The 25,126-nt window shown below is 45.0% G+C and carries 22 protein-coding genes, 1 other RNA gene and 1 riboswitch; of the genes, 7 read left to right on the plus strand and 16 right to left on the minus strand.

Annotated features, from left to right (window positions below):
* From ftsL to B092_RS0111190, 7 genes are all read right to left on the minus strand, one after another.
* Positions 1–303 carry a cell division protein FtsL gene (gene ftsL, locus B092_RS0111165; RefSeq protein ID WP_018575322.1) on the minus strand — a complete coding sequence of 101 codons (303 nt, stop codon included), beginning with the start codon at positions 301–303 and terminating at the stop codon, positions 1–3.
* A gap of 17 nt (positions 304–320) precedes the next feature.
* Positions 321–1,310: a 16S rRNA (cytosine(1402)-N(4))-methyltransferase RsmH gene (gene rsmH / locus B092_RS0111170; protein WP_018575323.1), complete on the minus strand. Its 990-nt coding sequence runs from the start codon at positions 1,308–1,310 to the stop codon at positions 321–323.
* Positions 1,311–1,319: 9 nt separating this feature from the next.
* Entirely contained in the window at positions 1,320–1,751 is a 432-nt protein-coding gene (gene mraZ / locus B092_RS0111175) for a division/cell wall cluster transcriptional repressor MraZ (RefSeq protein WP_232244138.1), read from the minus strand.
* Positions 1,752–2,083: 332 nt separating this feature from the next.
* Positions 2,084–2,477, minus strand: an RNA gene (rnpB, locus tag B092_RS14785) — RNase P RNA component class A.
* A 111-nt stretch (positions 2,478–2,588) separates the two neighbouring features.
* On the minus strand, positions 2,589–3,800 hold the full coding sequence (locus B092_RS0111180) for a YncE family protein (RefSeq protein ID WP_018575325.1): 1,212 nt from the start codon (positions 3,798–3,800) through the stop codon (positions 2,589–2,591).
* 39 nt (positions 3,801–3,839) lie between these two features.
* A complete protein-coding gene (locus B092_RS0111185; protein WP_018575326.1) occupies positions 3,840–4,328 on the minus strand; it encodes a copper chaperone PCu(A)C in 489 nt (162 codons plus the stop codon).
* Between the two features lie 33 nt (positions 4,329–4,361).
* Entirely contained in the window at positions 4,362–5,453 is a 1,092-nt protein-coding gene (locus B092_RS0111190) for an SCO family protein (RefSeq protein WP_040608512.1), read from the minus strand.
* A 312-nt stretch (positions 5,454–5,765) separates the two neighbouring features.
* On the opposite strand from B092_RS0111190, the gene abc-f reads away from it, so the two are divergent.
* Positions 5,766–7,592, plus strand: a complete 1,827-nt coding sequence (abc-f, locus tag B092_RS0111195; RefSeq protein ID WP_018575328.1) for a ribosomal protection-like ABC-F family protein — start codon at positions 5,766–5,768, stop codon at positions 7,590–7,592.
* Positions 7,593–7,601: 9 nt separating this feature from the next.
* Here abc-f and B092_RS0111200 read toward each other — a convergent pair whose 3' ends face one another.
* Positions 7,602–8,297 (minus strand): O-methyltransferase, encoded by a 696-nt coding sequence (locus tag B092_RS0111200; protein ID WP_018575329.1) that lies wholly within the window; start codon positions 8,295–8,297, stop codon positions 7,602–7,604.
* Positions 8,298–8,311: 14 nt separating this feature from the next.
* The gene (pyrC, locus tag B092_RS0111205) at positions 8,312–9,391 is read right to left on the minus strand and encodes a dihydroorotase (protein ID WP_018575330.1); all 1,080 of its coding nucleotides are present in this window, start codon (positions 9,389–9,391) and stop codon (positions 8,312–8,314) included.
* 210 nt (positions 9,392–9,601) lie between these two features.
* Here pyrC and B092_RS0111210 point away from each other — a divergent pair, with 210 nt between their 5' ends.
* The 4 genes from B092_RS0111210 to B092_RS0111225 all read left to right on the plus strand — a co-directional run bounded on the left by B092_RS0111210 (position 9,602) and on the right by B092_RS0111225 (position 11,522).
* Positions 9,602–9,835 carry an SWIB/MDM2 domain-containing protein gene (locus tag B092_RS0111210; RefSeq protein ID WP_018575331.1) on the plus strand — a complete coding sequence of 78 codons (234 nt, stop codon included), beginning with the start codon at positions 9,602–9,604 and terminating at the stop codon, positions 9,833–9,835.
* A gap of 21 nt (positions 9,836–9,856) precedes the next feature.
* Positions 9,857–10,240 carry an aspartate 1-decarboxylase gene (gene panD / locus B092_RS0111215; protein WP_018575332.1) on the plus strand — a complete coding sequence of 128 codons (384 nt, stop codon included), beginning with the start codon at positions 9,857–9,859 and terminating at the stop codon, positions 10,238–10,240.
* Positions 10,241–10,353: 113 nt separating this feature from the next.
* The gene (locus B092_RS0111220) at positions 10,354–10,575 is read left to right on the plus strand and encodes an HP1242/YdcH family protein (protein WP_018575333.1); all 222 of its coding nucleotides are present in this window, start codon (positions 10,354–10,356) and stop codon (positions 10,573–10,575) included.
* 14 nt (positions 10,576–10,589) lie between these two features.
* Positions 10,590–11,522, plus strand: coding sequence for an NRDE family protein (locus B092_RS0111225; protein WP_018575334.1), 933 nt, complete (start codon positions 10,590–10,592; stop codon positions 11,520–11,522).
* Positions 11,523–11,527: 5 nt separating this feature from the next.
* Here the strand turns inward: B092_RS0111225 and B092_RS0111230 are convergent, their stop codons facing one another.
* From B092_RS0111230 to metH, 6 genes are all read right to left on the minus strand, one after another.
* Positions 11,528–12,166, minus strand: coding sequence for a YiaD family glycine zipper/OmpA-like lipoprotein (locus B092_RS0111230; RefSeq protein ID WP_018575335.1), 639 nt, complete (start codon positions 12,164–12,166; stop codon positions 11,528–11,530).
* A gap of 204 nt (positions 12,167–12,370) precedes the next feature.
* Positions 12,371–13,795: an MFS transporter gene (locus B092_RS0111240; RefSeq protein ID WP_018575337.1), complete on the minus strand. Its 1,425-nt coding sequence runs from the start codon at positions 13,793–13,795 to the stop codon at positions 12,371–12,373.
* A 112-nt stretch (positions 13,796–13,907) separates the two neighbouring features.
* Entirely contained in the window at positions 13,908–14,690 is a 783-nt protein-coding gene (locus B092_RS0111245) for an ABC transporter ATP-binding protein (protein ID WP_018575338.1), read from the minus strand.
* Positions 14,683–15,684, minus strand: coding sequence for a FecCD family ABC transporter permease (locus B092_RS0111250; protein ID WP_040608514.1), 1,002 nt, complete (start codon positions 15,682–15,684; stop codon positions 14,683–14,685). The genes B092_RS0111245 and B092_RS0111250 overlap by 8 nt, the downstream gene beginning before the upstream one ends.
* A gap of 141 nt (positions 15,685–15,825) precedes the next feature.
* On the minus strand, positions 15,826–16,611 hold the full coding sequence (locus B092_RS0111255) for a helix-turn-helix transcriptional regulator (protein WP_018575340.1): 786 nt from the start codon (positions 16,609–16,611) through the stop codon (positions 15,826–15,828).
* A gap of 32 nt (positions 16,612–16,643) precedes the next feature.
* Positions 16,644–20,420, minus strand: coding sequence for a methionine synthase (metH, locus tag B092_RS0111260; RefSeq protein ID WP_018575341.1), 3,777 nt, complete (start codon positions 20,418–20,420; stop codon positions 16,644–16,646).
* Positions 20,421–20,655: 235 nt separating this feature from the next.
* A riboswitch (cobalamin riboswitch) is annotated at positions 20,656–20,855 on the plus strand.
* A 42-nt stretch (positions 20,856–20,897) separates the two neighbouring features.
* Here metH and B092_RS0111265 point away from each other — a divergent pair.
* Both B092_RS0111265 and B092_RS0111270 read left to right on the plus strand, forming a co-directional pair.
* On the plus strand, positions 20,898–22,808 hold the full coding sequence (locus B092_RS0111265; protein ID WP_018575342.1) for a TonB-dependent receptor plug domain-containing protein: 1,911 nt from the start codon (positions 20,898–20,900) through the stop codon (positions 22,806–22,808).
* A gap of 68 nt (positions 22,809–22,876) precedes the next feature.
* Positions 22,877–23,740: an ABC transporter substrate-binding protein gene (locus tag B092_RS0111270; protein WP_018575343.1), complete on the plus strand. Its 864-nt coding sequence runs from the start codon at positions 22,877–22,879 to the stop codon at positions 23,738–23,740.
* A gap of 15 nt (positions 23,741–23,755) precedes the next feature.
* Here the strand turns inward: B092_RS0111270 and B092_RS0111275 are convergent, their stop codons facing one another.
* Positions 23,756–25,006, minus strand: a complete 1,251-nt coding sequence (locus B092_RS0111275; RefSeq protein ID WP_018575344.1) for an ATP-binding protein — start codon at positions 25,004–25,006, stop codon at positions 23,756–23,758.
* Positions 25,007–25,126: the final 120 nt, after the last annotated feature.

Consider the following 25,126-nt stretch of genomic DNA (forward strand, 5'->3'; position numbering starts at 1 on the left):
TTACCTGTTCGAACCTGCTGCATTTAAGGGACTAAGCTCGGATTCTCGGATATAAATAATTTCATTCACCTCAGGCGAATGCATATCTAATTTGCCTTCAATCTCGCTTCTTATACTCATCGAGCTCGTCAATTTGGCTCGCTCCAACTCCAAGAAACTCCATTGAGTCTCCAGTTCACGCTCAACCCTATTTGCTCGTTCAATTTGTGTGAATTGCTGACGCTGTTCATAACGCGCACTGACCAACTCGATTGCGCTATAAACAAAAAAAGCAATTAACCCAAAAACTAATACTCTATACATGCCAAACCTCTATAAGATCATTTGGCAGCAGTACGCTCGGCCACTCTTAACATCGCGGAGCGTGAGCGAGGATTATGCTGAACCTCTTCTCGACTGGCTTGCACCTTACCAAGATTGATTAATCGCGCCTGCGGCAATTCGCTATCACGCAATGGTAGCTTAGCTAACTCCGGATCGAGACTGGATGCCTTAGCAATGGCTTGTTTCACCGGCCTATCCTCCAGCGAGTGAAAACTGATTACTGCTAAGCGCCCACAGGTCCCTAACAAATCTAAAACTGACGCGAGGCTGCGTGCGAGTTCCTCATGCTCTTGGTTGATGTGAACCCGTACAGCTTGAAAGGTGCGAGTTGCCGGGTGGTGACCCTTTTCGCGCGACTTGACGACGCCAGCGACGAGCTGGGCGAGTTCGAGCGTGCCACGAAATGGGTTGGATTGCCTGCGATCAACAATCTTCTTTGCAATCTGGAAAGCATACCGTTCTTCGCCATAGTCTTTTATCACTCCTCTAATTTCCTCAAGTGAGGCGGAATTCAGCCATTCAGCGGCGGTTATGCCGCGACTGGTATCCATCCTCATATCTAGGGGACCATCGCGCATAAATGAAAAACCGCGAGCGGCGTCATCTAATTGCGGTGAAGACACACCTAAATCCATCATGATGCCCTGTACCTTAGATACTCCATACTCCGCCAACACCTCTGGCATAGAAGAGAATGCCTGATGCACAGGAATCACTCTAGCATCCTCGGCTTGTAGCTCATTGGCTACTCTCATCGCCTCCGGATCCTTGTCAAAAACGAATAACTTCGCCTCAGGGCTTAGGTGGCTGAGCAAATAACGGCTATGACCACCTCTGCCGAAAGTCCCATCAACAAATACGCCGTCTTTCTGCTGTGCGGGCAGTGGAGAGTGCACAGCTTTGGACTTCGCATTGAAGCACGGGTCTACTAAAGCGTTGACCGTGGCATGAAGCAAAACAGTGGTGTGACTAAAATCCTGACTCATCTCTAGCTCTTATAGAGAAAAATCACCCAGATCGTCGGGCAGACCGGCCTCTAAATCTATAGAGACTAATTCCTCATACTTCTGGGAATCCCATAGATCAAAATGACGACCCATACCGACCAACACCACCTCTTTTTCCAACTTAGCTCGTTCACGGAGCTGAGATGGAATTAAGACTCGTCCTGCTTTATCAATATCCACATCAAAAGCGTTACCCAGAAGGGTTCTTTTTACCGAAGCAAGGTTAGCGGGTAGATTCATAATCTCTTCCAGTTTTAATTCCCATTGAGGCCTGGGGTAGACCAATAAACCACCATCAAAATTACAAGTAAAGGTTAGCTGACCTCCGACTTCCTCCAATAAGACGTCACGATACCGGGCCGGAATCATCATCCGTCCTTTTACGTCGATCGTTAATGGATGGTTGCCTTGAAAAATCACTATCCTATCCCACTTGTCATTTTAATTTCCCACTTTATACCACTTCTTAACCCTTTCACACCACTTTATGACATTTTTCATTAAATTTCAAGCAAAATCATGCTTTTACAGCTAAAAATAAAGCCTGTACATGCAGGTATTATTTAATTAAATCTCAATCACTTAGAGAAAAAAGTGCGAGTAAGTGGTATACGAGGCACAAAAACCCCTAGCTCCAACCATTCAAAGTGGGAGCAAAGTGTATTTTCAAAGAAGAAAATGGAGAAATTTCAGACTAAAAAATCAAAGGAGTGGGAATAGTGAAAAATGTACACTTAAATCGATATAAAGAAATGTGGGGCAAGTCTATAGGCCGGATTCTGTAAACGATTACTCGTTGGCAATCATTCATCTAGGCTTATTATTGCTAATAAGCTCGTGCCATCTACCCGCATACTCGGACGGACCGCCCTTGGCTGCATGATGCAGCACGTATGCCTATTTGATGTTGCTCCGGGTAGAGGTTACCGCGTTTCACCCTGCTATGCCGTGGTCAAGTACCGAAATACATTGCCACAACCAATGGAAGTCGCCATTGGTGTGCTTAGTAAACTAAGCCCTCATAACAGTCTCGTCTCTGTGGCCCTATTCCTCATGCCGATGGCATGGACGGCTGTTAGCCGCTACCCTGTCCTGTGGAGTCCGGACCTTCCTCGTGCCTAAGCCCGCGATTGCCCGACTTGCCCCATAGATTAGAGTTTAACCCATCAACAAAAGTTCAGATCATATTGCGTCAATTTTTAATAATTTTGGGGAAAATTTAGGCGGCTGTATTTGTTCTGAATTGAATCCTATGATTTAGTGGCAAATACTATTGGTGCTGCCCATACGCAAGGCCGCCCCCTTGATCACACCGTGAATTAACAATGGCTTTAACTCGACCCTACGGCGGATATCATAACGTAACACCTGTGGCTCACCCTCTTCGAGAGTAACATAGAGTGTTTTGCTATCGCCTGTTACCCACATATCTACAACCCCTGAAGGTAATTCAAAGAACACCTTATCATTTAAATCATTAAATGACTGGAACTGCAAGCCCCTATCACCCCCGATAATCAAGGTCGTCTCTAACCAACCCGTACGGAACTCTCGAGGCGTAAAATCCACCTTAAAGTGCTCAGCCTTTTCACTCTTATCGAAATCAAATAAGGCCACATTGCCATTGCTATCAGCAAATAGAACGCGTTTAAACGATGAATCAATATAAGGCCTGACCATTGAACCACTAGTCGAGTCTACGGTACCCATGGGCCCCGTGCTATATAGCTTGTCCTGATCAATATAATAAACATAGCCCTCGTTACCTTGTTTGGTTGTTAGGGCCATCATGTGGTCACCTGGCGTAATCACCCCGCCATCAAAGCCAGCACTTAAATTGACACTAGCGCGCGCTGACAAATCAATGGTTTGCCATGGCTTATCATCAGATTCATAAGCAGATTTACGATAGATCTGTGCCTTATTTTCGTCTAATACCCAAAAGGTTCGAGTATAAGAACTAAATAAAACTTTGGGCTCTTGTTTGCTATCTTTATCTTGTGCGCTAATAGCAGGCGGTTCATCATATGTAGTTAATTGACGTTTTTGGTAATCAAGCATTGCCACATGATCGCGCAAGACAATCGCCACTAATTTAGATTGCGGTACATACACTGCCCTATAAAGAGGTGAAGGTAGCTCCATATCACGGCGTAAACTCGTTTTTAAATCATATAAAATCAAATCGGTAGATTCGCTATTACCTACCAACATCATTGAGTCGTCACGAGCAAGCTCAATGGTTTCTGGTTGCACATTGAAATTTAAAATATCAATGTGCTTATCGTACATCACGTTGAAAATAGTGATTTGAGACGACTCACTATCAGCAATAAAGAGATGGCGAGTCGGATTATAAAGATGCGGGTTATAAAGGGGTTGCTCTTTGTTTGCAGCAAGAAGCAACTGCGGTTGAGCCAGAACTAAACCACCACCAATCGAGTAGCGTAAAAAATCTCGCCTTTTCACAATCAATACCCCCTTATAACTACAATTTACAAATGCCAATTAATGTTGATGAGCCATATCAGCCGTTCCAGCCTTACCAGCTTCTTGCATAATCTCATCGACTGACTTCACAATAGCATCACAACTGGCTTTGGTACCATCGCTAAAGTTAAATGTCATGGTGTGTGTTTCGCCAACCTTAGGCATTTTATCCTCAGGAATACTCATAACCATGACATGATCACCACCTTTTTTAAACTCCCTAACACCTTCATTAAGCTCAGGGCTAGTCAAGGGGATCATGGTCATAACATTATCTTTCATCTCCATTGAGTGCAACTCAATGTGCGTCGTAATGCTGGGAATCTCGGCTGACTCGATATTAACCTGCGGTCCCTTGTGATGGAATGTCACAAAAGCGCCTGTCATGTCCTTACCCGGTAAAACCTCTTGAATCACACAATTATCAACGGTGGTAGTTGATTCCTCTGCAACAGCAGTTTGAGTTAACGCCATAAATATGGCGCTTAAAATTAAAGCTTTCCTCATACTTCTTCCTTTTTGTAAAAAGTGCCGAGCCATTTAATGTAAAACACATTGAGCAAAACGACCTAGCGTTTCGGTCTCTTGAATGATACCGTTTTTAAGGGCTACTGCCTTACCATCAACAAATAACATATTGAATGGCAAGCCCATACCGCCTAAACGGCGTAAGAGCATAGCATCATCTGTACTTTGTTGAGTTAAGTGCTGAATAGCCTGAATTTTAAAAAACTCGGCAATCTTATCTTTCTGATCGCCTAGGTTGAGAGCAACAACCGACATCTTATCTTGCTCGGTCGCAAACTTATCTAACAATGGCAATTCTACGCGGCAAGGCTCACACCAGATAGCCCATAAATTCAATAGGCTCACTTTTGCCTCAGGAGCAGAATCGACTACTGCGGCTAAATCATGGGGCTCTTTGACCGGCACAAAGCCCGTTGGTAATTCGCAGTCTGTAGTTATCGTAGTAGCAGCACTCGCAGCCTCAGCAGTAGCGACATGGGACTCCGCTTGTACCGCTGCCACCTCATCTCGGTCGTGAGACTCAGCCCCTGACTCTGAATCGGGAACGCCTAAGACCTCATCTAAAGCCTCAACCAATCCATCCACGCCGATTTGATAATCATATACATCAAGAATTTCACGCTCAGGATCAATTAAATAAATATAAGCGCTGTGATAAACCGCATAAGACATTCCAGGCTCAGGATCCTCAATAGGCTTGCCGTTAAGGCTATAGCCATAAGTGGCCCCAATTTGATCAGCAAGATGTTTAATATTTTCTTTAGGACCTGTTAAACCCACAATGCGCTTATCAAAGAAAGCCGTATAAGCATTTAAACGATTAACCTCATCACTAGCTGGGTCAATGGTTACGAACACTGGCTGAATGGCATCTGGATTTTTAATCGCTTTCATTGCTGCCCCGAACTCATATAAGGTCGTTGGGCAAATATCAGGACAAGAGGTATAGCCAACCGCTAAGAGCAAGTATTTACCTGGGTAACTCTCTTGAGTCACTGGCCCTTTATTATCTATTAAGTCAAAGTTAATGGTTTGCGCATAGAGGGATCCACTAAACAACATTAAGAAGCAAAGTAATAACTTGCTGAACATTCTTTTTATCATCTGAAAACTTCCTTAATCATTTAAGCTACCCGCTACTAAAATAATTGTGACTCGCTAAATAAAACGTCTCTATATTAGCATCTTAGTATATAAGCAATAAGCACCACACTCACTTTGACCTTACAGAATATAACAATCACATCTCATCATAACAATAAAGATGCATTTAATATACAACAATATGAGCAAATAATAAACCATTAATAACTAAAACGCTAAGCGCTACCTTAATTGACTTATCACCTAGAAATCACACTTACTATATAATATTGGCATATTAACATTATTAATTTACTATTTTTATCTTCTTATATGTCCGGACAAGCTCTTATTTCTCTTCTGAAAGTCAGTCTTTCTTACGGTCACCACGCACTCTTAGATAAGGCCGATCTTATTATTGCTGAGGGTGAGCGCATTGGTTTGATTGGGCGTAATGGTGCAGGTAAATCATCTTTGCTACGCCTACTAGACGGCCGCACTGAACCCGATGATGGTGAAATTCAGCTTAAGGGCGGTCTTAAAGTGATCACGGTAGAGCAAGAGCCCGACTTAGATCCAGAGCTCACTATTTTAGATAGTATTACGGGCGATTATTTATCCACTGAGGATTGGGCTAAGCCCGCTCGCGCCCAAGCCATTATTGATGAATTAGGCCTAGATCCTGAGGCCAAGGTTAAGGGCCTATCAGGCGGCACCCGCAAACGCATCGCCTTAGCTCGCGCCTTTGTGGAAAATGCCGATTTGCTTTTATTAGACGAACCCACCAACCACCTCGACTTTGAAGGTATTGCTTGGTTAGAAGAGCAGGTAAAACAAAGTAATAAAACCTGCATGATTATTACCCACGATCGTCGATTCCTAGACAATGTCACTAATCGCATTGTCGAATTAGATCGGGGCCAATTACTTAGCTTCCCTGGTAACTTCAGTCGCTGGCAAGAGCATAAGGCCGAGTGGCTTGCCGCCGAAGCTAAAGAGCAAGAGCGTTTCGATAAATTCCTTGCCCAAGAGGAGGTGTGGATTCGCACTGGCATCCAAGCCCGCCGTACGCGTAACGAGGGCCGTGTACGTCGACTCAAAGCCTTGAGGGTTGAGCGTCAACAACGCCGCGAACAACAAGGCAATGTGAGCTTCGCTATTGATACTGGCAATCGTTCGGGCAAAATAGTGGCTGAGCTAGAAAACATTTCTCATCGCTTTGGTGATAAAGAGGTAATTAGGGACTACAGCACCACTATTTTACGTGGTGACCGCATTGGCCTAATTGGTCCTAATGGCGTTGGTAAGACCACTCTATTAAAAATCATCTTAGGCCGCTTAGAGCCTAATGAAGGCACAGTCAAATTAGGCACCAACTTAAATATCGCATACTTCGATCAAATGCGTGAGCAGCTTGATGAAGATGCCAAACTGACCGAGGTAATTAATCCTGGTAGTGAGTGGATTGAGATTGGCGATAAGCGTCAGCACGTGATGAGTTATCTTGGTGATTTTTTATTCTCACCAGCACGCGCTCAATCGCCTGTCAGCAGTCTATCGGGTGGTGAACGCGCCCGTCTTTTAATGGCACGTTTATTTGCTCGTCCTGCTAATGTCTTAGTTATGGACGAACCGACTAACGACTTAGATATTGAAACTCTTGAGCTATTAGAGGAGCTAATTCAAGACTTCAAAGGCACTGTGCTTTTAGTGAGTCACGACCGAAGCTTCTTAGATAATGTAGTCACCCAAACCATCGCTTACGAAGGTGATGCCACATGGCGCGACTATGTCGGCGGCTATGAGGATTGGCTTGAGCAAAGCGCCAAAAATAAGCCCAAAGAAAAGGCTCCAGCTGAACCTCAGAAAACCAAAACAGAAGCCTCTGAAAGCAAAGCTACAGAAGAGCAAAAACCACGTACACCACGTAGCAATCGTATCAGCCCATGGGAACAAAAAGAATTAGACGAGTTACCAGAGAAAATCGCTGAACTCGAAACTAAGCAGGGGGCTCTTTCTGAGCAACTCAGCGATCCCGATACCTATGCCGATGGCTCAGATAAAGCACAAGAGATCCAAGACGAGCTCGAGAAACTGGCCAAGGAATTAGAGAAGCTATTTGAGCGCTGGGAATTTCTTGAGAGCAAGGATCCCCAATAAGCTCATTAACTACTTAACAATGGCCATTGAAAAACCATCCCAGCTTTTGGCGCCAACGGTTTGAATCGCCGTAGCGTCAAGCTGAGGATGATTGCGCATCATCTCAAAGAAGGTCTTTAGACCCTTAATATTAGCGCCTTTAGGATTTTCTTCGAGAATCTTGCCATGACGCACCACATTATCACCAATGATAACCGTGCCTGGACGCGATAATTTTAAGCACAGCTCCAAATAGCTCGGGTTATTACCCTTATCTGCGTCAATAAAAATAAAGTCAAAAGGCTCTACCCCATCAGCAATCAGTTGCTCCATGCTTTCAACTGCTGCACCTTGAATCACCTCAATCTTATGGCTCATACCTGCAAACTCAATATTGTCGCGAGCGATAGCAACGTGCTTTTCATCAAAATCTAAGGTAATGCATTGACCATCCTCGGGTAGGGCCGAGGCCATCCAGATGGTACTATAAGCCGCTAGCGTGCCTATTTCTAAAACTCTTTTTGCTCCCATCATCTGCACCAAGAACTTTAAAAACTTACCCTGTGCAGGGGATACATGAATTAAGGGAATAGGATGTTGGCTACAACGCTCTAATACCTCGGCAAATAGCTTATCTTCGGTTAATAAATGATCATAGATATAGTCATCGACCTCTGCGGCCTGGTGCAAATCGACGATACTTTTACTACCTGAACCAATCGCCACGTTTTTACTCCAAATTATGCTTCAAGCTGCCAATTCAGAGTAGTACCTGCAGCCAAAGGCACTAAGGTGCCACCATTAACAAAAGGCAACTCCTCTGGAATATTGAAAGCTTGTCGTTTTAATGTAATGGTTTCTGTATTTCTAGGTAGATTATAGAAATCTGGTCCATAAAAGCTAGTAAAACCCTCTAAACGATCAAGTTTACCTACACTCTCAAAGGCCTGAGCATATAACTCTAAGGCATGGAAAGCCGAATAACAACCAGCACAGCCACAAGTTTGCTCCTTAAGTGAGCGAGCATGTGGCGCACTATCAGTTCCCATAAAGAAACGTGGTGAACCGCTGGTAGCTGCTTCAATCAACGCCTCACGGTGAACCTCGCGCTTTAAAACGGGCAAGCAGTAATAATGCGGCTGCAAACCATTGGTGAAAATAGCATTACGGTTATAGAGTAAGTGTTGTGGCGTAATCGTCGCCGCCACTGGACCCTCGGCATCACGCACATAATGGGCACCCTCTTTGGTTGTGATATGCTCAAAAACAACCTTAAGCTCAGGAAAAAGCTGGCGTAGCGGCAACATCACACGGTCAATAAAGACCGCCTCACGATCAAACACGTCAATCTCAGGATCAGTTACTTCACCATGCACTAAAAGTGGCATACCCACCTGTTGCATTTGCTCTAACACCTCTGAGCAGTGGCCTAATAAATCGGTTACACCCGCATCAGAGTTAGTCGTGGCACCAGCCGGATAAAGTTTAACTGCATGCACCACTTCAGACGCTTTAGCCTTTATAATCTCTTCTGGGGATGTGTTATCAGTTAAATACAGAGTCATTAATGGCTCAAAACCCAATAGCGACGAGTCTGCCTTGGCCGCAGCCGAGCCTTTTAGTGCATCTAAAATACGTTGGCGATATGCCAATGCTTGCTCTGTAGTGCTTACAGGCGGCACTAAGTTTGGCATAATAATGGCTCGCTTAACCTGCTTAGCAGTATCTGCCACCACATGACTTAAGGCCTCACCATCTCTTAGGTGTAGGTGCCAGTCATCTGGCTGGATTAAGGTGATTTTATCCTCTGTAATTTGCATAATATTTCCTAATCAAAAAAGCTCATATCTACATTTGTCGCCATTTTAACTGTTAATGCGACTTTTAAAAAATTTAAACACTTAATACCGTACAATATCACGCTTTACGGAAAAGGCTACCGCCATAAGCGGAGTTTTGCCTTTGAAAAATTTAAAAAAGAGAAAATTTATGACCACCAAAAAACAGCTAACAAAACCAATGCTGCTTTTATGAAACCTGTTGTACCTAGCGCTGAATTAGCGATTATCGTAGGTACCGAACCTTTACCACGCACAGAAGTAACTAAAAAGATGTGGGAATACATCAAGGCCAACGACTTACAAGATCCTATCGATCGTCGTAACATTAATGTCGATGATAAACTGCGCCCTATCTTTGGTAAAGATCAGGTTAATATGTTCGAAATGACTGAAATAGTCAGTCAACACCTGAGCTCTAACTAATTTATTTTACAAGAGAAATTTATGATGCGTATCATGATGAACAGCAAGATTCACCGCGCTGTGGTGACTGAAGCTGATTTGAACTATATTGGTTCAGTAACTATTGACGGCGATATAATGGATGCTGTCGGTTTATTGGCCAATGAAAAAGTCGCCATTGTCAACAACAACAACGGTGCTCGCCTCGAAACGTATGTTATTGAAGGCAAGCGCGGCAGTGGTGTCATCTGTTTAAACGGCGCGGCAGCTCGTTTAGTGCAAAAAGGTGATGTGGTTATCATCATGTCTTATGTCTTCTTGACCAATGAAGAAGCACAAAATCACCGTCCCAAAGTAGCGATTATGAATCCGGACAATACGATTCAAGAAGTTCTGAATTACGAAGAAGAAGCAACCATTAGGTAGATTTTTTGGTAAAAACAAAGGTGGATGCTATTAATTTATCGATCTTTTTAGCACTTATGCTGGCCATATAGAGACCCTATCAGACGTCTCTCCATCTTTATAAAGGACAAACCATGTTTCCTGAATATCAAGATCTCATCACAAAGCTACGCCAAGATGACCCCCGTTTTGAAAAAATCTTTAATCAGCACAATGAGCTGGACCAAAAGATTACTCGCATGGAAAAAAACGCAGCCACAGCCATTCATGCCGACTTGGACATTGAACAGCTGAAAAAAGAAAAGTTAGCCCTCAAAGATAAAATCTACGGTCTGCTACGTGAGGCCGAAGGCTAGGGACTAGTCATTCAATGTGCATCGCCTATATTCGATTTCAACCTGCTCAAGAAGCTGCTTTATTTGTCGCTGCTAACCGCGATGAGTTCCACGCACGCCCTACTGCTTTTGCAACTAGATGGGAAGATCTGCCGGATATCATCGCCGGACGCGACTTAGAGGCAGGTGGTACTTGGTTAGGAATCAATCAACAAGGCGGTGTCGCACTCATTACCAATATTCGCAATCCCTTAGCGATACGCAACGAGGCCAAAAGTCGCGGTGCCTTGGTGCGCAACGCATTATGCTGGCAAGCACGGCATCACGGCTTCACGCCTGCTACACTCACTGAGTTTATAAAAGAGCAAGGCCCCTTAGAAAAATATAATGGCTTTAATCTTATTTTTGGAGATAGTAAAAAGCTCTACTACCTAGCTAATGATGCATTAATTAAGCAAATTGATGCTCAGCAGCCCGCTAAATACGCTCCCTACGAACTTAGTCCCGGTAGCTACACCTTATCCAACGCCGACTTATTTACCGTCTGGCCAAAAACCAAAGCACTCGGCTCAAGTCTTGACGGCATTGATCTGACCGCTATTAGCAGCAGCGATTTAAAACATCTTGAAAGCAGCACCACTCAAGACTTTATTAACCTTATTTTTGAAAAGCTCGCTAATAACCAGCAAGCACCTGATGACTTACTACCCAAGACCGGTGTCAGTGACGACTTAGAGAAGCTCCTTAGCAGCCCCTTTATTATCAGTCCTGATTACGGAACTCGCTGTTCCAGTATCATTTTGCACTTTAAAGATGGTGGATCCTTTATGGCAGAGCGCAGCTTTAACCCCCAAGGGCAAGCCGTTCACCAAGTGATGTTTTACCAAAAAGACGGTATCATTGTAAGCACAAAAAAGGACAAAGCCCACCTACTGCTTTGCCCTTTATCTAGGTCAAGTAACGCTTAATCGCTTTATTCGACCGCGTATAAGAACAACTCCACTCGGCGATTCATACGACGACCTTCAGCCGTGTCATTAGAAGCGATTGGGTCATTAGCCGCACGACCTTCAACGGTCATACGAGAATGAGCAACGCCCTGACTTGCTAAGTAATTAGTCACAGCAGAAGCGCGGTTGTTTGATAGTGGCTGGTTAATAGAGACCGAACCGGTACTATCCGTGTGCCCGACTGATTTAACACGCAATTGCTGATGCGACTGCATCTCAGCCGCTACCTGGTTAAGCACCGGGTATAATGCAGGCTTCAAATCATACTTACCGGTATCAAAGGTAGCGCCCTCCGGAATAAGAACTTTTAGACTGCCATCAGGCATTTGAGTCGTTGTAATTCCCAACTCCTGACCGCCGGCATCGTTAATATTACCGCGTAGACGATCCCAGTTATAACCAACAATACCGCCGGCTACCGCACCAATACCTGCGCCAATACCGGCAGATTTGGAACTATCACCAATAAGAGCGCCTAAACCGGCTCCCAATGCTGCACCAATACCTGCGCCTGTTGCTGTTTGACCACCCTGAGTGGCACAACCTGCAGCCAAGGTCGCTGCCAACACTATACCACCTAAACGTACTGATTTGATTTTCATAAGATTTCTCCTAGTCTAATGAAGAATTGCCCAACAAAAACGCATGGACTGAAATTACCCCTTCCGGTAGCTTCTTAATAGTAACAAAACGATTCATATTATCAAAGCTTAAAGCATTTAATATTAAGCAATTGTAACTAGATAAATCGTTTTTAGCGCGATTGCTAACTTGACGCCATCCATCCAAATGAGCTGACTGCCTTGTCATTTGACTTGTCTAGCGGCTTTAGACACCAATACAAAGATAAAAGGCAATATAGCAAAACTGCCTAATAGCGTTGCTGCAGCAGACTGAGTCCCGGCTAAATCGCCATCATTAAAACCGGCCGCTGCAACCAGCATACCACCCAAGGCCGTACCGAGTGATACGGCATATAGTTGTACCGTTGTAATGGCGCTGGTTGTTTGGTTTTCTTGACCCTTATCTGCAGCAATTAACACACGGGACAAAATATGTGGCCATGACATCCCTACCCCTATGCCAATACCCAGCAAAGGAAAAATCATCGCCCAAGCCGCATGATGCTCTGCACTTAAGCCCTGCCACGGCATTAATAAAGCAAGCAGGAAGAGACTCATGCCGGATATCATTGGACTGACAATCATCAGCTTATTCACCGTTTGAGTCGACCTACCTGCAGTGGACAAAGAACCTACCGTCCAGCCGGCAGACATCATCGCAGCCATATAACCGGCAACCAGGGGACGCAGGCCATGAATATTTTCCAGGAAATATGGTATAAATACCTCAGTAGTGACTCCCATACTTAACAGCACGACCCCTGAAAACAGGGCTCCAATCGGGTGCTTCAAAGAATACATTCCGGTAGGCAATAATGGGTTATTACTTTTTAAGTCACTCTTGGCAATACCATATAAAATCAGGGCGACGCCTCCTAACGAAGCGATTCGCAACAGCCAAGAATCCCCTAAACTACCAAGCGATAACACAATCACTGAAAAACTTAAGAAGAGAACTTTTACTAAAGGCACCTCACTTTTTTGAGCCGCATTGTTTGCGTCAGTACGCTGTGACACTTGAGTAAATACCAGAAAAGCCACGATTAAGGCGACCGGAACGGTAGACCAAAGTGCCATTCGCCAAGCACCATGCTCAGCAAAAAGACCGCCAATAGCAGGACCTGTCAGCGTCGACACTCCCCACATCGTCGAAATAAGAGCCATTGCCCGTGACCATAAATGCGGTGCAAAAACTAAGCGCACAGACGCATAACTCAGTCCCAGCATGACCCCGCCACCTAAGCCCTGAATGGCTCGACCAAACAATAGAACAGGCATTGAAGGCGCCATCGCCGATGCCATCGATCCAAGAACAAACACAAAAATACCGAGCAAATAGGCCGAACGCAAACCGAATTGCTCAAGCAAACGCGCTGATGAGGTTGAACCGATAATAGATGCAGCCACAAAAATCGAGGTAATCCAAGCGTAGTAATTAATACCACCGATATCCCTAACGACGGAGGGCATAATCGTGGTTACGATATACACATTAATCGCATGAACAGCTACCCCTCCGCAGAGAGCAATGGTCCGCAAGCCATTTTTACCGCTAAGGAGTTCACCCCAACCACCTGAATTGGCGAGGGTAGATATATTTTTTGACATTTTTTATAACCAACGAAGTTTTATTGAAAATTGCCGCTCTAATTATCATCTAAGCACGGCAGATTAACAAGCCTAACAGAGCTGACAGTCGTTGGGTAGCGCACCTTTTGTGTCAATCGGCTTGAAACTTGGACAAGCTCGTTTCTAAGTAATCGCACACACGATCATCGCTTAAACCATACATGGTGGCCAAATTATTGATGCTAAGCACCTCATGAACAGCCCCTTGTGCAAACACCTTTCCTTTGGCAAGCAACAAAGCCTTATCGGCCATACGCATGGCATGTTCCGGCTGATGGGTGCAAAGAAAAATAGCTAAACCTTGCTTTTTCAGCTGCTGCACCTGCTCAATCACCAAAATTTGATTCCCAAAATCCAAGCTTGATGTCGGCTCATCCAAGATCAGCGCTTTGGGTTCTTGTGCTAAGGCACGCGCTAACAAGACTAATTGCTGTTCACCACCACTTAATTGCGGAAACAAACGCTCAGCCAAATGCTCAATCCCTAAGTGCTCTAAACAAGACCAAACCTTTTCCTTATCATTTTTTGAAGGTGTAGAGAACAATCCTGTATAGACACTTCGGCCCATCAACACCATATCTAAAGCAGTAAAAGAAAACAAAGAAACGCTCTGCTGCGGCACATAAGCAATTTGTCGCGCCAATTGTCGTCGTGACCAACGCGCCAGAGGTTGATTCAACACGGATAATTGACCGTCAAGCGCGGGAACTAATCCAAGCACTGTTTTAAACAACGTCGATTTACCACTACCATTAGGCCCTAACAAACACAAGACCTCAGCCGCTTCCAGTTCAAAACTGATACTGTCCGCAATCGTTTTATTACCATAGCCAATTCGCAAATCGCGTGCCGACAAAACCACCTGTTTACCCATGAGAACGCCCTTTGAGTAACAAGTAAAGGAAAAACGGGGCCCCAATTAATGAAGTCAAAACCCCTAATGGCAGTTCGATACTGGCTGCATTACGTGCCACATTATCCGTTAACACGAGAAAAACAGCGCCTATCAATAAAGAGCTTGGCAATAAACGGGAAAACTCAGGCCCTACCAATAAACGAGCAACATGCGGTATGACTAAGCCAATCCAGCCGATAATACCGGTAAATGAGACAGCGGCTGCCGTCATTAACGTGGCACAAATAATTAACAGAAACCGTAAAAACCCAGTATTAACGCCTAAGGCCTGAGCTTCCATATCGGAAAGGCTTAATAAGTTAATACGCCAACGTAATAGAATTAAAGGCAACAAGCCCAGAAGCATAAAGGGCAAAGCCCATAACAACTCACTCTTAGAGACAGCATTAAGCCCACCCAAGAGCCAAAAAGTAATCGTGGCTAGCTGTGAATAGGGATCAGCCAGAATTTTGATCAAAGAAATCCCGGCCCCTAATAAACTGCCGATCGCCACGCCTGCCAGCACCAAAACCAAGGTAGAGTCAAACTGCCGACTCGTCAGAGATATCAAATACACCAAAGCGACCGCCATTAAACCGCCTACAAACGCAAACAGCTGCACTGCAGCCAACGGCAAGGACAGAAAAATAGCAAACACCGCCCCCAGACCGGCACCGGCAGAAACACCTAAGATATCCGGCGATACTAAAGGATTTTTAAACATAGCCTGATAGCTTGCACCGGCAACTGCTAGAGAAGCACCCACTAAAATACCGGCAAGTAGCCGTGGCAAACGCAAATTCCAGAGCACCATATCAGCATTAGTTTCTGCACGACCGGCCGTTATCAAACTCTGCCATAACTCGCCTAAGGTCAGCGGGTATTTGCCTGTTACTAAGCTGACGATACTCACTAACAGCAAAAGCAATACCAACAGCATGAACCACCATAACGGCCGTCGCCTTGACAACATGAATACTCCCTATTTTCCCTTTAACTGCGCAGATAGCATAAGCAGCGCTTTGAGCTGCTCTTCACTGAGTTCGCTCTGACGCCAAGTAAGCGATTGGATCCCGGAGGCTGTTCCATGGACACCACACGTAATTAACTGATACTAACTTAAAATAACTAATTTGTAATCTAAGTGAGTCGCCAGTCTGAAGGTTAATTGCTCAAACTCCAAGTAGCCACGTTGTGGATGATAAAAACCACGCGCCCCACCCTCTCGTGCTTCTACTGTCCTGTGCCCCCAGAGCTGAGCAAACTCTTCGCTATGCACTATAAACGTATCAATAAATTCGCGAACCTCAGCCTCTTCCATGAAAGAAGCAATATCCGCTCTAAACTCAGCAACTGAACGGCGGGCACGCTCCTCCCAGTTCACAATAATTTGTCTACTGAGAGGTGCTAAAAAGATAAAACGCAACAAGTTAGCATGGTCTTGCACTTGCTGACCCGGCCAATGCCCAAACAACTCATCTAATTGTTGATTGAAATAAAGAATATTCCAACACTTATCAAGAATATAAGCAGGCGTATTGATTTGATTGACTAAATTCGGCAAGGCCAAAGGCAAACTGCCGGCTGACGCCTTTTTCAGATCAGGGTCATTTTGTTGAGCAAGTTGAAATAAATAGGCTCGCTCAACCTTATTAAGGTGCAAGGCATCTGCCAAGGCAGACCAAACCTCAGCCGAGACCTTAAGATCTCGGCCTTGTTCGATCCACGTATACCAAGTCACACTAATACCGCTTAATTGTGCCACTTCCTCTCGACGCAGACCGGGCGTACGACGACGCCCGTAATCAGGCAGTCCAGCCATGGCGGGAGTCACTTTGGCGCGTGCTTGACGCAAAAAATCCCCTAGCTCCTTTTGCTTGACTGAACCTGCTTGAGCCATTACTTACCCCTATGACCTGTAAAAACCAAAACCTACTCTAAGACGCTACTTAATTGGCGTTTAGCTTGACCCAAAGAAATGCCGCTACGCTCGGTATAGTCATGCAGCTGATCGTCTCCGATACTACCCACGCTGAAATAAGAGGATTCCGGGTGACTGAAATAAAAACCTGACACACTGGAGGCAGGGATCATCGCATAGCTCTCAGTAATATGCATACCAATTTTTTCAGGCTCAAGCACCTCAAACATATCTGCCTTGACCGTGTGCTCAGGACACGCAGGATATCCCGGTGCCGGACGGACACCTTGGTACTTCTCATCAATGATCTCTTGATTATCCAGCGATTCCTCAGGCACATAACCCCATAAGTCAGTACGTACACGATAGTGTAAAGCCTCAGCGAAGCCCTCTGCAAAGCGGTCGGCGAGTGCCTTGAGCATAATAACGGAGTAATCATCACCTTCGGCCTCAAAGCGCTCTACATGCTTCTCAATGCCAAGGCCACCGGTCACCGCAAACATACCGATATAATCCTCAACTCCGCTTTCTTTAGGAGCGATATAGTCGGCTAAACACTTGTTATAGATGCCCGGTCGCTTTTTACCCTGAGAGCGTATGTTACGCCAAGTAAGAAGCACCTCACTGCGAGACTCATCAGTATATAGCTCAATATCATCGTCATTAATCGTATTAGCGGGATAAAAACCAAGCACACCACTGGCAGTCAGCCAACGACCGTCAACGATTTTCTTAAGCATAACTTTGGCATTTTCATAAAGCTCTTTAGCTTCTTTGCCAACCACCTCATCCTCAAGAATTTGCGGAAACTTACCAAACAAACCCCAAGAGTTAAAGAAAGGTCCCCAGTCAAAGAACTTAACAATCTCATTTAGATCGAAGTTAACAATCTCGCGACGACCGATAAACTTTGGCTTTGGCGGGGTGTAATTAGCCCAATCGATGGCTACTTTATTGGCTCGTGCTTCTTCTATTGAGATAAGAGGATTCGTCTTGCGATTAGCGTGACGCTGACGCACCAGTTCATATTCTTCAGACAGCTTCTCAATAAAGGCATCTACATTGTCTGACACTAACGACGTACAAACACCTACTGAGCGACTCGCATCCGGTACATACACAACAGGGCCCTCATACTTCGGCGCAATTTTAACCGCTGTGTGCACGCGACTCGTGGTCGCACCACCAATCATCAGAGGGACTTTACGCTCAACAAAATAGGGGTCGCGCTGCATTTCGGTAGCGACATACTGCATTTCTTCCAGGCTGGGCGTAATTAATCCGGAAAGGCCGACAATATCGGCATTAACCTCTTTGGCTTTGGCGAGGATATCGGCAGCTGGCACCATCACACCCATGTTAATTACTTCAAAGTTATTACATTGGAGAACCACATCCACAATATTTTTACCAATATCGTGCACATCCCCCTTGACCGTCGCAATAACAATCTTACCCTTGGCTCGGACATCACCACCGGCCGCTTCAATTTGGCGTTTTTCTTCCTCAATAAAAGGAACCAAATGCGCCACGGCTTCCTTCATCACACGGGCAGACTTAACGACCTGAGGAAGGAACATTTTACCGTCACCAAACAGGTCACCCACCACATTCATGCCGTCCATGAGTGGCCCCTCAATCACCTCAATGGGGCGACCGCCGGCCGCTTCAATTTGCTGGCGAATTTCCTCGGTGTCCTCAACGATGTGACTGGTCACACCATGCACCATGGCATGAATCAGACGCTGACGTACAGGCTGTTCACGCCAAGTCAAATCCTCTTCTTTGCGGGCGACATTGCCACGTACCGACTCCGCATGCTCAACCAAACGCTCGGTATTAGTGCGCTCATCATCCGGATCAGTTTTACCTAAAGGATCGGTACGATTAAAAACCACGTCTTCAATCAAATCACGGGTCGTCTTATCCAAGTCCGCATAAACGCCCAACATACCGGCATTGACAATACCCATCGTGAGGCCTTCTTTAATTGCATAGTATAAGAAGACCGTGTGAATCGCTTCACGCATCAGCTCATTACCACGGAAAGAGAAGCTGACGTTAGAAATACCGCCCGAAATACGTGCATGCGGCAGATTCTCGTGAATCCACTTGACCCCCTCAATAAAGTCTAAAGCGTAGCGGTTATGCTCCTCAAGACCGGTTGCAATTGCGAAGACGTTAGGGTCAAAAACAATATCTTCAGGCGGGAAACCAACCTCGTCAACGAGGATACGGTAGGCTCTTTCACAAATTTCAATACGACGTGCCAAGTTATCAGCCTGACCATTTTCATCAAAAGCCATCACTACCACTGCTGCACCATAACGCAGACAGAGTTTGGCGTGTTCTTTGAACTCCTCTACCCCTTCCTTCATGGAGATAGAGTTAACGACGGCCTTACCCTGAATGCACTTAAGACCTGCCTCAATCACTTCCCACTTAGAGGAGTCGATCATAATAGGTACGCGTGAAATATCAGGCTCGGAAGCGATTAGGTTGAGGAACTTGACCATACACTGCTTAGAATCAAGCATGGCCTCATCCATATTAATATCAATAATTTGCGCGCCGTTTTCGACCTGTTGACGAGCAACAGCTAATGCTTCATCGTACTTTTCCTCGCGGATCAATCGCAAAAAAGCCTTACTGCCGGTGACGTTAGTACGCTCACCCACGTTGATAAATAAACTATCCTCATCAATATTAAGTGGCTCTAAACCTGAAAGACGGGTTTTAATAGGAATCTCGGGTACTTTACGCGCAGGTAAGCCCTGCACACTGTCACGAATAGCAGCGATATGCGCGGGTGTCGTACCACAACAGCCACCCACGACGTTAACAAAACCGGCCTCAGCAAACTCTTGCAACAAAGAAGAGGTCACCACCGGGGTTTCATCAAATCCGGTTTCAGACATTGGGTTAGGCAAACCGGCATTAGGATAGACACAGACAAAGGTATCACAGATTTTTGACAGCTCTGCCACATAAGGTCGCATCAACGCGGCACCCAAGGCACAGTTTAAGCCGATGGTAATCGGTCTGGCATGACGTACTGAATTCCAGAAAGCCTCAACCGTTTGACCGGAAAGAATACGTCCGGAAGCATCGGTCACCGTACCGGAAACCATCACGGGCAAACGCTCGCCACGCTCTTCAAAAACGCTTTCTATGGCAAAAATAGCAGCCTTGGCATTGAGCGTATCAAAAATGGTCTCTAACAAAACAATATCAATGCCGCCATCAAGTAAGCCATGCAACTGCTCGGCATATGCTTCTCTTAGCTGATCAAAGGTGATATTGCGCGCACCGGGATCATTAACATCCGGTGAAATAGACGCTGTTTTGGGCTGAGGGCCTAATGCTCCGGCAACAAAACGTGGATGTTCAACTGTGCTGTACTTATCTGCCGCAGCACGTGCCAACTCAGCTGACGCCTTGTTTAAATCATAGGCGATATCAAATAACTCATAGTCACCTTGGGCTACACGCGTCGCGCCAAAGGTATTGGTACAGATAACATCTGAGCCGGCTTCTAAGTATTGCTCATGGATCGTTGAAATAACGTCCGGACGCACCAAAGAGAGAAGCTCATTATTGCCTCGAACATCCTTGTGATGATTAGCAAAGCGCTCACCACGAAAGTCCTGCTCGCCGAGCTTATAGGTTTGAATCATCGTCCCCATCGCCCCGTCAAGCACCAAAATACTATCGGTCGCTAAACGACGAGCAAATTCTGCACCGCGAGTATAGGAAGAAATTGGATATGGCAAAGCTGGATAAGTCACTACAAACCCTTATAAAATAAGCAAATTAGAACCGCACATTATAACTCAGGTGACACCACCAACAGACAAAGGGAAGCTCAGTTTGAAGGTTAATACGCTGCTAATTAAGCTGCACTAAAGCCAAAAGTTACTTTTGTCATGTTTTATACATTTTGTTGCTTTTTAACACCACTTTTCTAGACAGGCCCTATCAGGACAGTGGCTTTAGCTAGTCTAATCATCGAGTTTTGTTACAATGCATAAATGATTGATGGGTGCTTACGACTATTAGAACCTACGTCTTTAGTTGCGTAAGTTAAATGGGAAACAGCATGCTCACACTCCACCCACTCCAATAGGACTGAGCAAAACTGTGCTGCCCCCGCAACGGTAATGAATAATTTGTCTCCTATCTCATTATTTAAGCCCGACACCAGCCTGCAATCTACCTGATTTTTGTTTTAACATGTGCGGGGACGCACATTCACAGGACGTTCCATGTTTAGAATCTCCCCTCTAGCGGCCGCTCTGGCCGTTGCCTGTTTTATTGCGCCTACCGTGATGGCACAAGACCTTCAAACCACCACAACAGACAATCAAGCTGAAATCGTTCAGCAATTACCCACTCTCGTCGTAGTCGCCTCACGCCATGCTCAACCGCTGCAGCGTGCCATTGGCGATGTGACGGTGATTGACGGCATCAAATTACGCCAAAACAATGATGCCAATATTTTACGTACACTGATACGCCAACCCGGTATTCAGATGTACGACAGCGGTGGTCCGCATACTATCTCAGGTATTTCTATCCGTGGTGCTTGGGGTGATCAAAACCTCATCATGCTTAATGGCATTCGGATTAATAATCCAGTCGCAGGTAATAGCATACCTTGGGGCACTTTAAATCCTCGCGCCTTTGAGCGTGTTGAAGTGATACGAGGTTCAGCCAGCAGTTTATGGGGTTCTAGCGCCATGGGCGGGGTCGTCAATCTAGTGACTGAATTAACACCAGGTCAGATGCGCGATTTTAGTCCCTATGCAGATATTGGCTTTGGCAGTGAGGGTACCATCCGTACCGGCGCCGGCTTCTCAGGCGCCGATGGCACCTTTGACTATAGCTTACACGCGCAATACGCCAAATCTGATGGGCATAACGCCACAACGCCAGACAATCTGTACAACTACAACCCGGATGATGATGGCTACGAACAGCATAGCTTAAGTGGTAGCTTTGGTTGGACCTGGGCGCCTGAGCAACGGATTGGTTTTCATTTTTTAAATGGCTATATCAGCGGCGATTATGATGCCGGTGAATACGATCCGGTTGGTGCTAATGTTAAGCAACGCCAACAAGTCTATGGTCTCAGCAGCAGCAACAAAATTACTGACTGGTGGTATAGCACTCTACGCTATGGCTTTGGCAAGAGCTCAATGTTTGACAATGGCCCATGGGGTGATACGTTAAACAACACCTACCAAAATAGCTTTAGCTGGCAAAATGACTTTCATGTCGCACCGGAGCACGTAGTTTCTGTGTTTTATGAAGGCTACAAAGAACGCATCGGCTCTACTACTCAATTTGATGAGAATAAACGCAACACCAATTCCTTTGGGGCGATTTATCAAGGCAGTTTCTTAAGTCGCCATCACCTACAAGCCAGTGTTCGTAATGACCACTATACTGATTACGGTTCCCGTACTACTGGTAGCTTGGCCTATGATTTTGATCTAACTGACAGCATCACTGTCGGCTTGGCAGGCAATACAGGCTTTAGAATCCCTAGCTTTTACGATATGTATGCACCACTAAACTGGGGCTTCCAGGGCAACCCTGATTTGAAACCTGAAAAATCACGCAACATTGAAGCTCACCTCAGTTTCGCCAATGAGACTACAGCCGCCAGCATTCGTGCTTTCTACACAAAGTATCGTGATTTGATTAATACCTACGATACCAGCTCTTACCCTGCCAGCACGAGCAACACAGAAAAAGCAACGATTCGCGGCATTAGCTTAACCGCTTCTCATCAATTTGATGCCACTCGCTTTGGCACCACTCGCGTCTACGCTGGTGCAGACTTCCTGGATGCCAAGGACGATATCACTGATAACAACTTGATTCGTCGCGCCCGTCAAGTTTATCGTGCCGGTGTAGAGCAGAGCTATGATCGTTTTAACTTGGGTGCCGAGTTTATGCACATCGGCGCACGCTACGATGACCTAGCCAATAACACGCGACTAGGTGGTTATGGCGTAGTCAATTTATCTGCTAAAGTTCAGTTGAGCAAAGAGTTTTCAGCGCAAGTCTACTGGAATAATATCTTTGATAAGAAATACGCACCTGTTCACGGTTATCGTGGCCAAGGCAGTAATATATTTGTTAATTTAAGTTGGCAACCCAAGAACTAATTAAGTTCTTGTGGAAGCGGTTTTACGAGGCTTCACTTCGTAAAACCGCTTTTTAAATTGAGTAGGCTATGCGCTTCAAAAGATTTCTGAGCATCATTGCTTCAGGTTTAAATTTACTCGCTCTCAACGGTGCCGCTGTTGCAGAACCTACTGACGCACCACGTATCATCACACTCTCTCCGCACATGACAGAAATGGTTTATGACCTCGGTTTAGAGGAGCAATTGGTGGCGCGAGATGATGCCAGCAACTACCCTAAAGAAGTTAAAAACACCCCCTCAATAGGCTCAGGACTCAATCCCAATAAAGAGCTACTTCTGCTGTATCAGCCGAATATTTTGCTGCACTTCACGTCCAATATTGAGTTAGACAATTTATTTCCTGCTAAAAAAATTGACGTGATAGCTTCTCTGCCCAATACAGTTCCGGCCTTATTTAATGATTGGCGCATGGTGTTAGCACGCGTTCAACATGATGAGAAAAAACGTGCTGCAACAGAAGCAAAAATAGATGCTATTGAAGCAGAATGGCAAAACTTAGTTGAGGACAATAAAAACAAAACACCTAAAAAAGTCTTTTTCCTAATTTCCAAACAACCAGTATTTAGCTTAAGTGATATGACATTTTTAGCCCAGGCGGTCAAAGGCTGTCATACCGAAAATATTTTTGCTGATATCAAACAGCCCAGCTTTATCGTCAATCCCGAAGAGCTACTTTTGCATACGCCAGATATCGTGATTCATGGCTACAGCGCAACCGATCCGAATGGCAAAGAACGCGCACAAGAAGCGGCCATCAAGCTATTTAAGAAAATCGGCCTTGAGCTACGCACAGAGCAATTAGTGACCGTCGATGTCGATATTTTGCATCGTCCGACATTGCGGTTTATAAAAGAACTACCAAAAATTTGTGAAGCGATTCATAAGGGGTGAAATCACCACTCTGCGTTAACGCTTATAACGCGTTCCCCTACCCTGACCTTCTACTTTTATATACTTCTTGTCAATTAGATCGTTTAGTAAGCGGATGACTTTATTTTTACTAAAACCACTTGCTGCGACAATCTCACTACTTGCCAACTTTCTACCGTCAGCCAATAAATCAAAAATCACTTTCTCGTCCGTACTTAATTCTGGCAAACGATTAACGACTGGTAAAATCACCTGAATACTATTAGCTGACACATTAAAAGACGGTTTAAGCTCGCTATCTCGGTACAAGTCATTAATCCTCCTAATTCCTGTGCCGAACATCTCAATATAATTTAATCTAAACAAGATGCTTCCAATAACAGGATTTCTCAAAGAAGAAACGTAGCCATATAGATACTCCTCCTCACTAATCCCGGGAGGTAGCCCACCTGGCGAATGGATTTCAATATGTTCATCAAACATTGCAATACGGATATGATTTTGTACATCCCACGTACGATGAACTAAGGCATTGACCAAGGCCTCTCTAAACGCCTTTTCCGGAACCTTCTCTACCAATTGTCTCTTAGAGCCAATGATTTCTTGATATTGGTAGTATCGCCTAAACATGATGAGCGCCTCTTCATACAAGGATAAGAGCGACTGACAGTCAACAGTCTGACGCTCTAAAATCTCGCTAAGGGAGCGACCGAATCGAATGATATCGACACCCGGAAAGGTATTTTTGTCAGCAAAAATACCTGCTGCATTGTTGAATTGGCCATCTTTTGTGTATAGGCCAAGCGTTTTTAGCACATCTTCTGTTAGCTTAGGAACCTTAAGCTCCTTATCAAGCTGCTCTTCAAGGCGATTAAAGCTAAGTGGAACATCATGAGAATACGGTAGCTCTTCAAAATATACATTCTCGCCAAATAGAATTAAACGTTTTAATTCAACTTGATCGACCTCAACTGATGAACTATCGCTTCTTCGATAGGCTTTACCCTTATACAAATATGGCTTGCTGAGTCCCTCTGCAATCTCTAGGGTAATCGTGTTATCAGCATTGATACTCAAAAAAAAATTAGGTCGCGGCTTAATATTGTCATTAATACTATTTTCAATCGCTAAGCAGCTTTGCTCAGGATCCGCTAAACCAATCACTTGACCATCATCACTCACCCCAAACAGGATTTTACCAGTACCAAAATTGGCAAAAGCACTCACCGTTTTGAGAAATGAATGGTTAACAATCTCTTTAAACTCTAATTCTCTGTTTTCTCTCATGCCGACACCTCCAACTTTATTGTACTAAAAATTGAGACGCAAATGCAACGTAAAAAAATACGTTGCATTTGCGTTGGGACGTATTTAGGCACAAAAGCGAAAAAATCAGGCTAGCCTGCT

Origin of the sequence: Oligella ureolytica DSM 18253 (genome assembly GCF_000373745.1) — a bacterium.
In the GTDB taxonomy this organism is placed as follows: Bacteria; Pseudomonadota; Gammaproteobacteria; order Burkholderiales; family Burkholderiaceae_B; genus Oligella; species Oligella ureolytica.

What these genes read in the sequence shown, in the direction of transcription:
- ftsL (WP_018575322.1), bottom strand. Translation starts at nt 303, where the DNA reads ATGTATAGAGTATTAGTTTTTGGGTTAATTGCTTTTTTTGTTTATAGC.
- rsmH (WP_018575323.1), bottom strand. Translation starts at nt 1,310, where the DNA reads ATGAGTCAGGATTTTAGTCACACCACTGTTTTGCTTCATGCCACGGTC.
- B092_RS0111185 (WP_018575326.1), bottom strand. Translation starts at nt 4,328, where the DNA reads ATGAGGAAAGCTTTAATTTTAAGCGCCATATTTATGGCGTTAACTCAA.
- B092_RS0111190 (WP_040608512.1), bottom strand. Translation starts at nt 5,453, where the DNA reads ATGATAAAAAGAATGTTCAGCAAGTTATTACTTTGCTTCTTAATGTTG.
- abc-f (WP_018575328.1), top strand. Translation starts at nt 5,766, where the DNA reads ATGTCCGGACAAGCTCTTATTTCTCTTCTGAAAGTCAGTCTTTCTTAC.
- pyrC (WP_018575330.1), bottom strand. Translation starts at nt 9,391, where the DNA reads ATGCAAATTACAGAGGATAAAATCACCTTAATCCAGCCAGATGACTGG.
- B092_RS0111210 (WP_018575331.1), top strand. Translation starts at nt 9,602, where the DNA reads ATGAAACCTGTTGTACCTAGCGCTGAATTAGCGATTATCGTAGGTACC.
- panD (WP_018575332.1), top strand. Translation starts at nt 9,857, where the DNA reads ATGATGCGTATCATGATGAACAGCAAGATTCACCGCGCTGTGGTGACT.
- B092_RS0111220 (WP_018575333.1), top strand. Translation starts at nt 10,354, where the DNA reads ATGTTTCCTGAATATCAAGATCTCATCACAAAGCTACGCCAAGATGAC.
- B092_RS0111225 (WP_018575334.1), top strand. Translation starts at nt 10,590, where the DNA reads ATGTGCATCGCCTATATTCGATTTCAACCTGCTCAAGAAGCTGCTTTA.
- B092_RS0111230 (WP_018575335.1), bottom strand. Translation starts at nt 12,166, where the DNA reads ATGAAAATCAAATCAGTACGTTTAGGTGGTATAGTGTTGGCAGCGACC.
- B092_RS0111240 (WP_018575337.1), bottom strand. Translation starts at nt 13,795, where the DNA reads ATGTCAAAAAATATATCTACCCTCGCCAATTCAGGTGGTTGGGGTGAA.
- B092_RS0111245 (WP_018575338.1), bottom strand. Translation starts at nt 14,690, where the DNA reads ATGGGTAAACAGGTGGTTTTGTCGGCACGCGATTTGCGAATTGGCTAT.
- B092_RS0111250 (WP_040608514.1), bottom strand. Translation starts at nt 15,684, where the DNA reads ATGTTGTCAAGGCGACGGCCGTTATGGTGGTTCATGCTGTTGGTATTG.
- B092_RS0111255 (WP_018575340.1), bottom strand. Translation starts at nt 16,611, where the DNA reads ATGGCTCAAGCAGGTTCAGTCAAGCAAAAGGAGCTAGGGGATTTTTTG.
- B092_RS0111265 (WP_018575342.1), top strand. Translation starts at nt 20,898, where the DNA reads ATGTTTAGAATCTCCCCTCTAGCGGCCGCTCTGGCCGTTGCCTGTTTT.
- B092_RS0111270 (WP_018575343.1), top strand. Translation starts at nt 22,877, where the DNA reads ATGCGCTTCAAAAGATTTCTGAGCATCATTGCTTCAGGTTTAAATTTA.
- B092_RS0111275 (WP_018575344.1), bottom strand. Translation starts at nt 25,006, where the DNA reads ATGAGAGAAAACAGAGAATTAGAGTTTAAAGAGATTGTTAACCATTCA.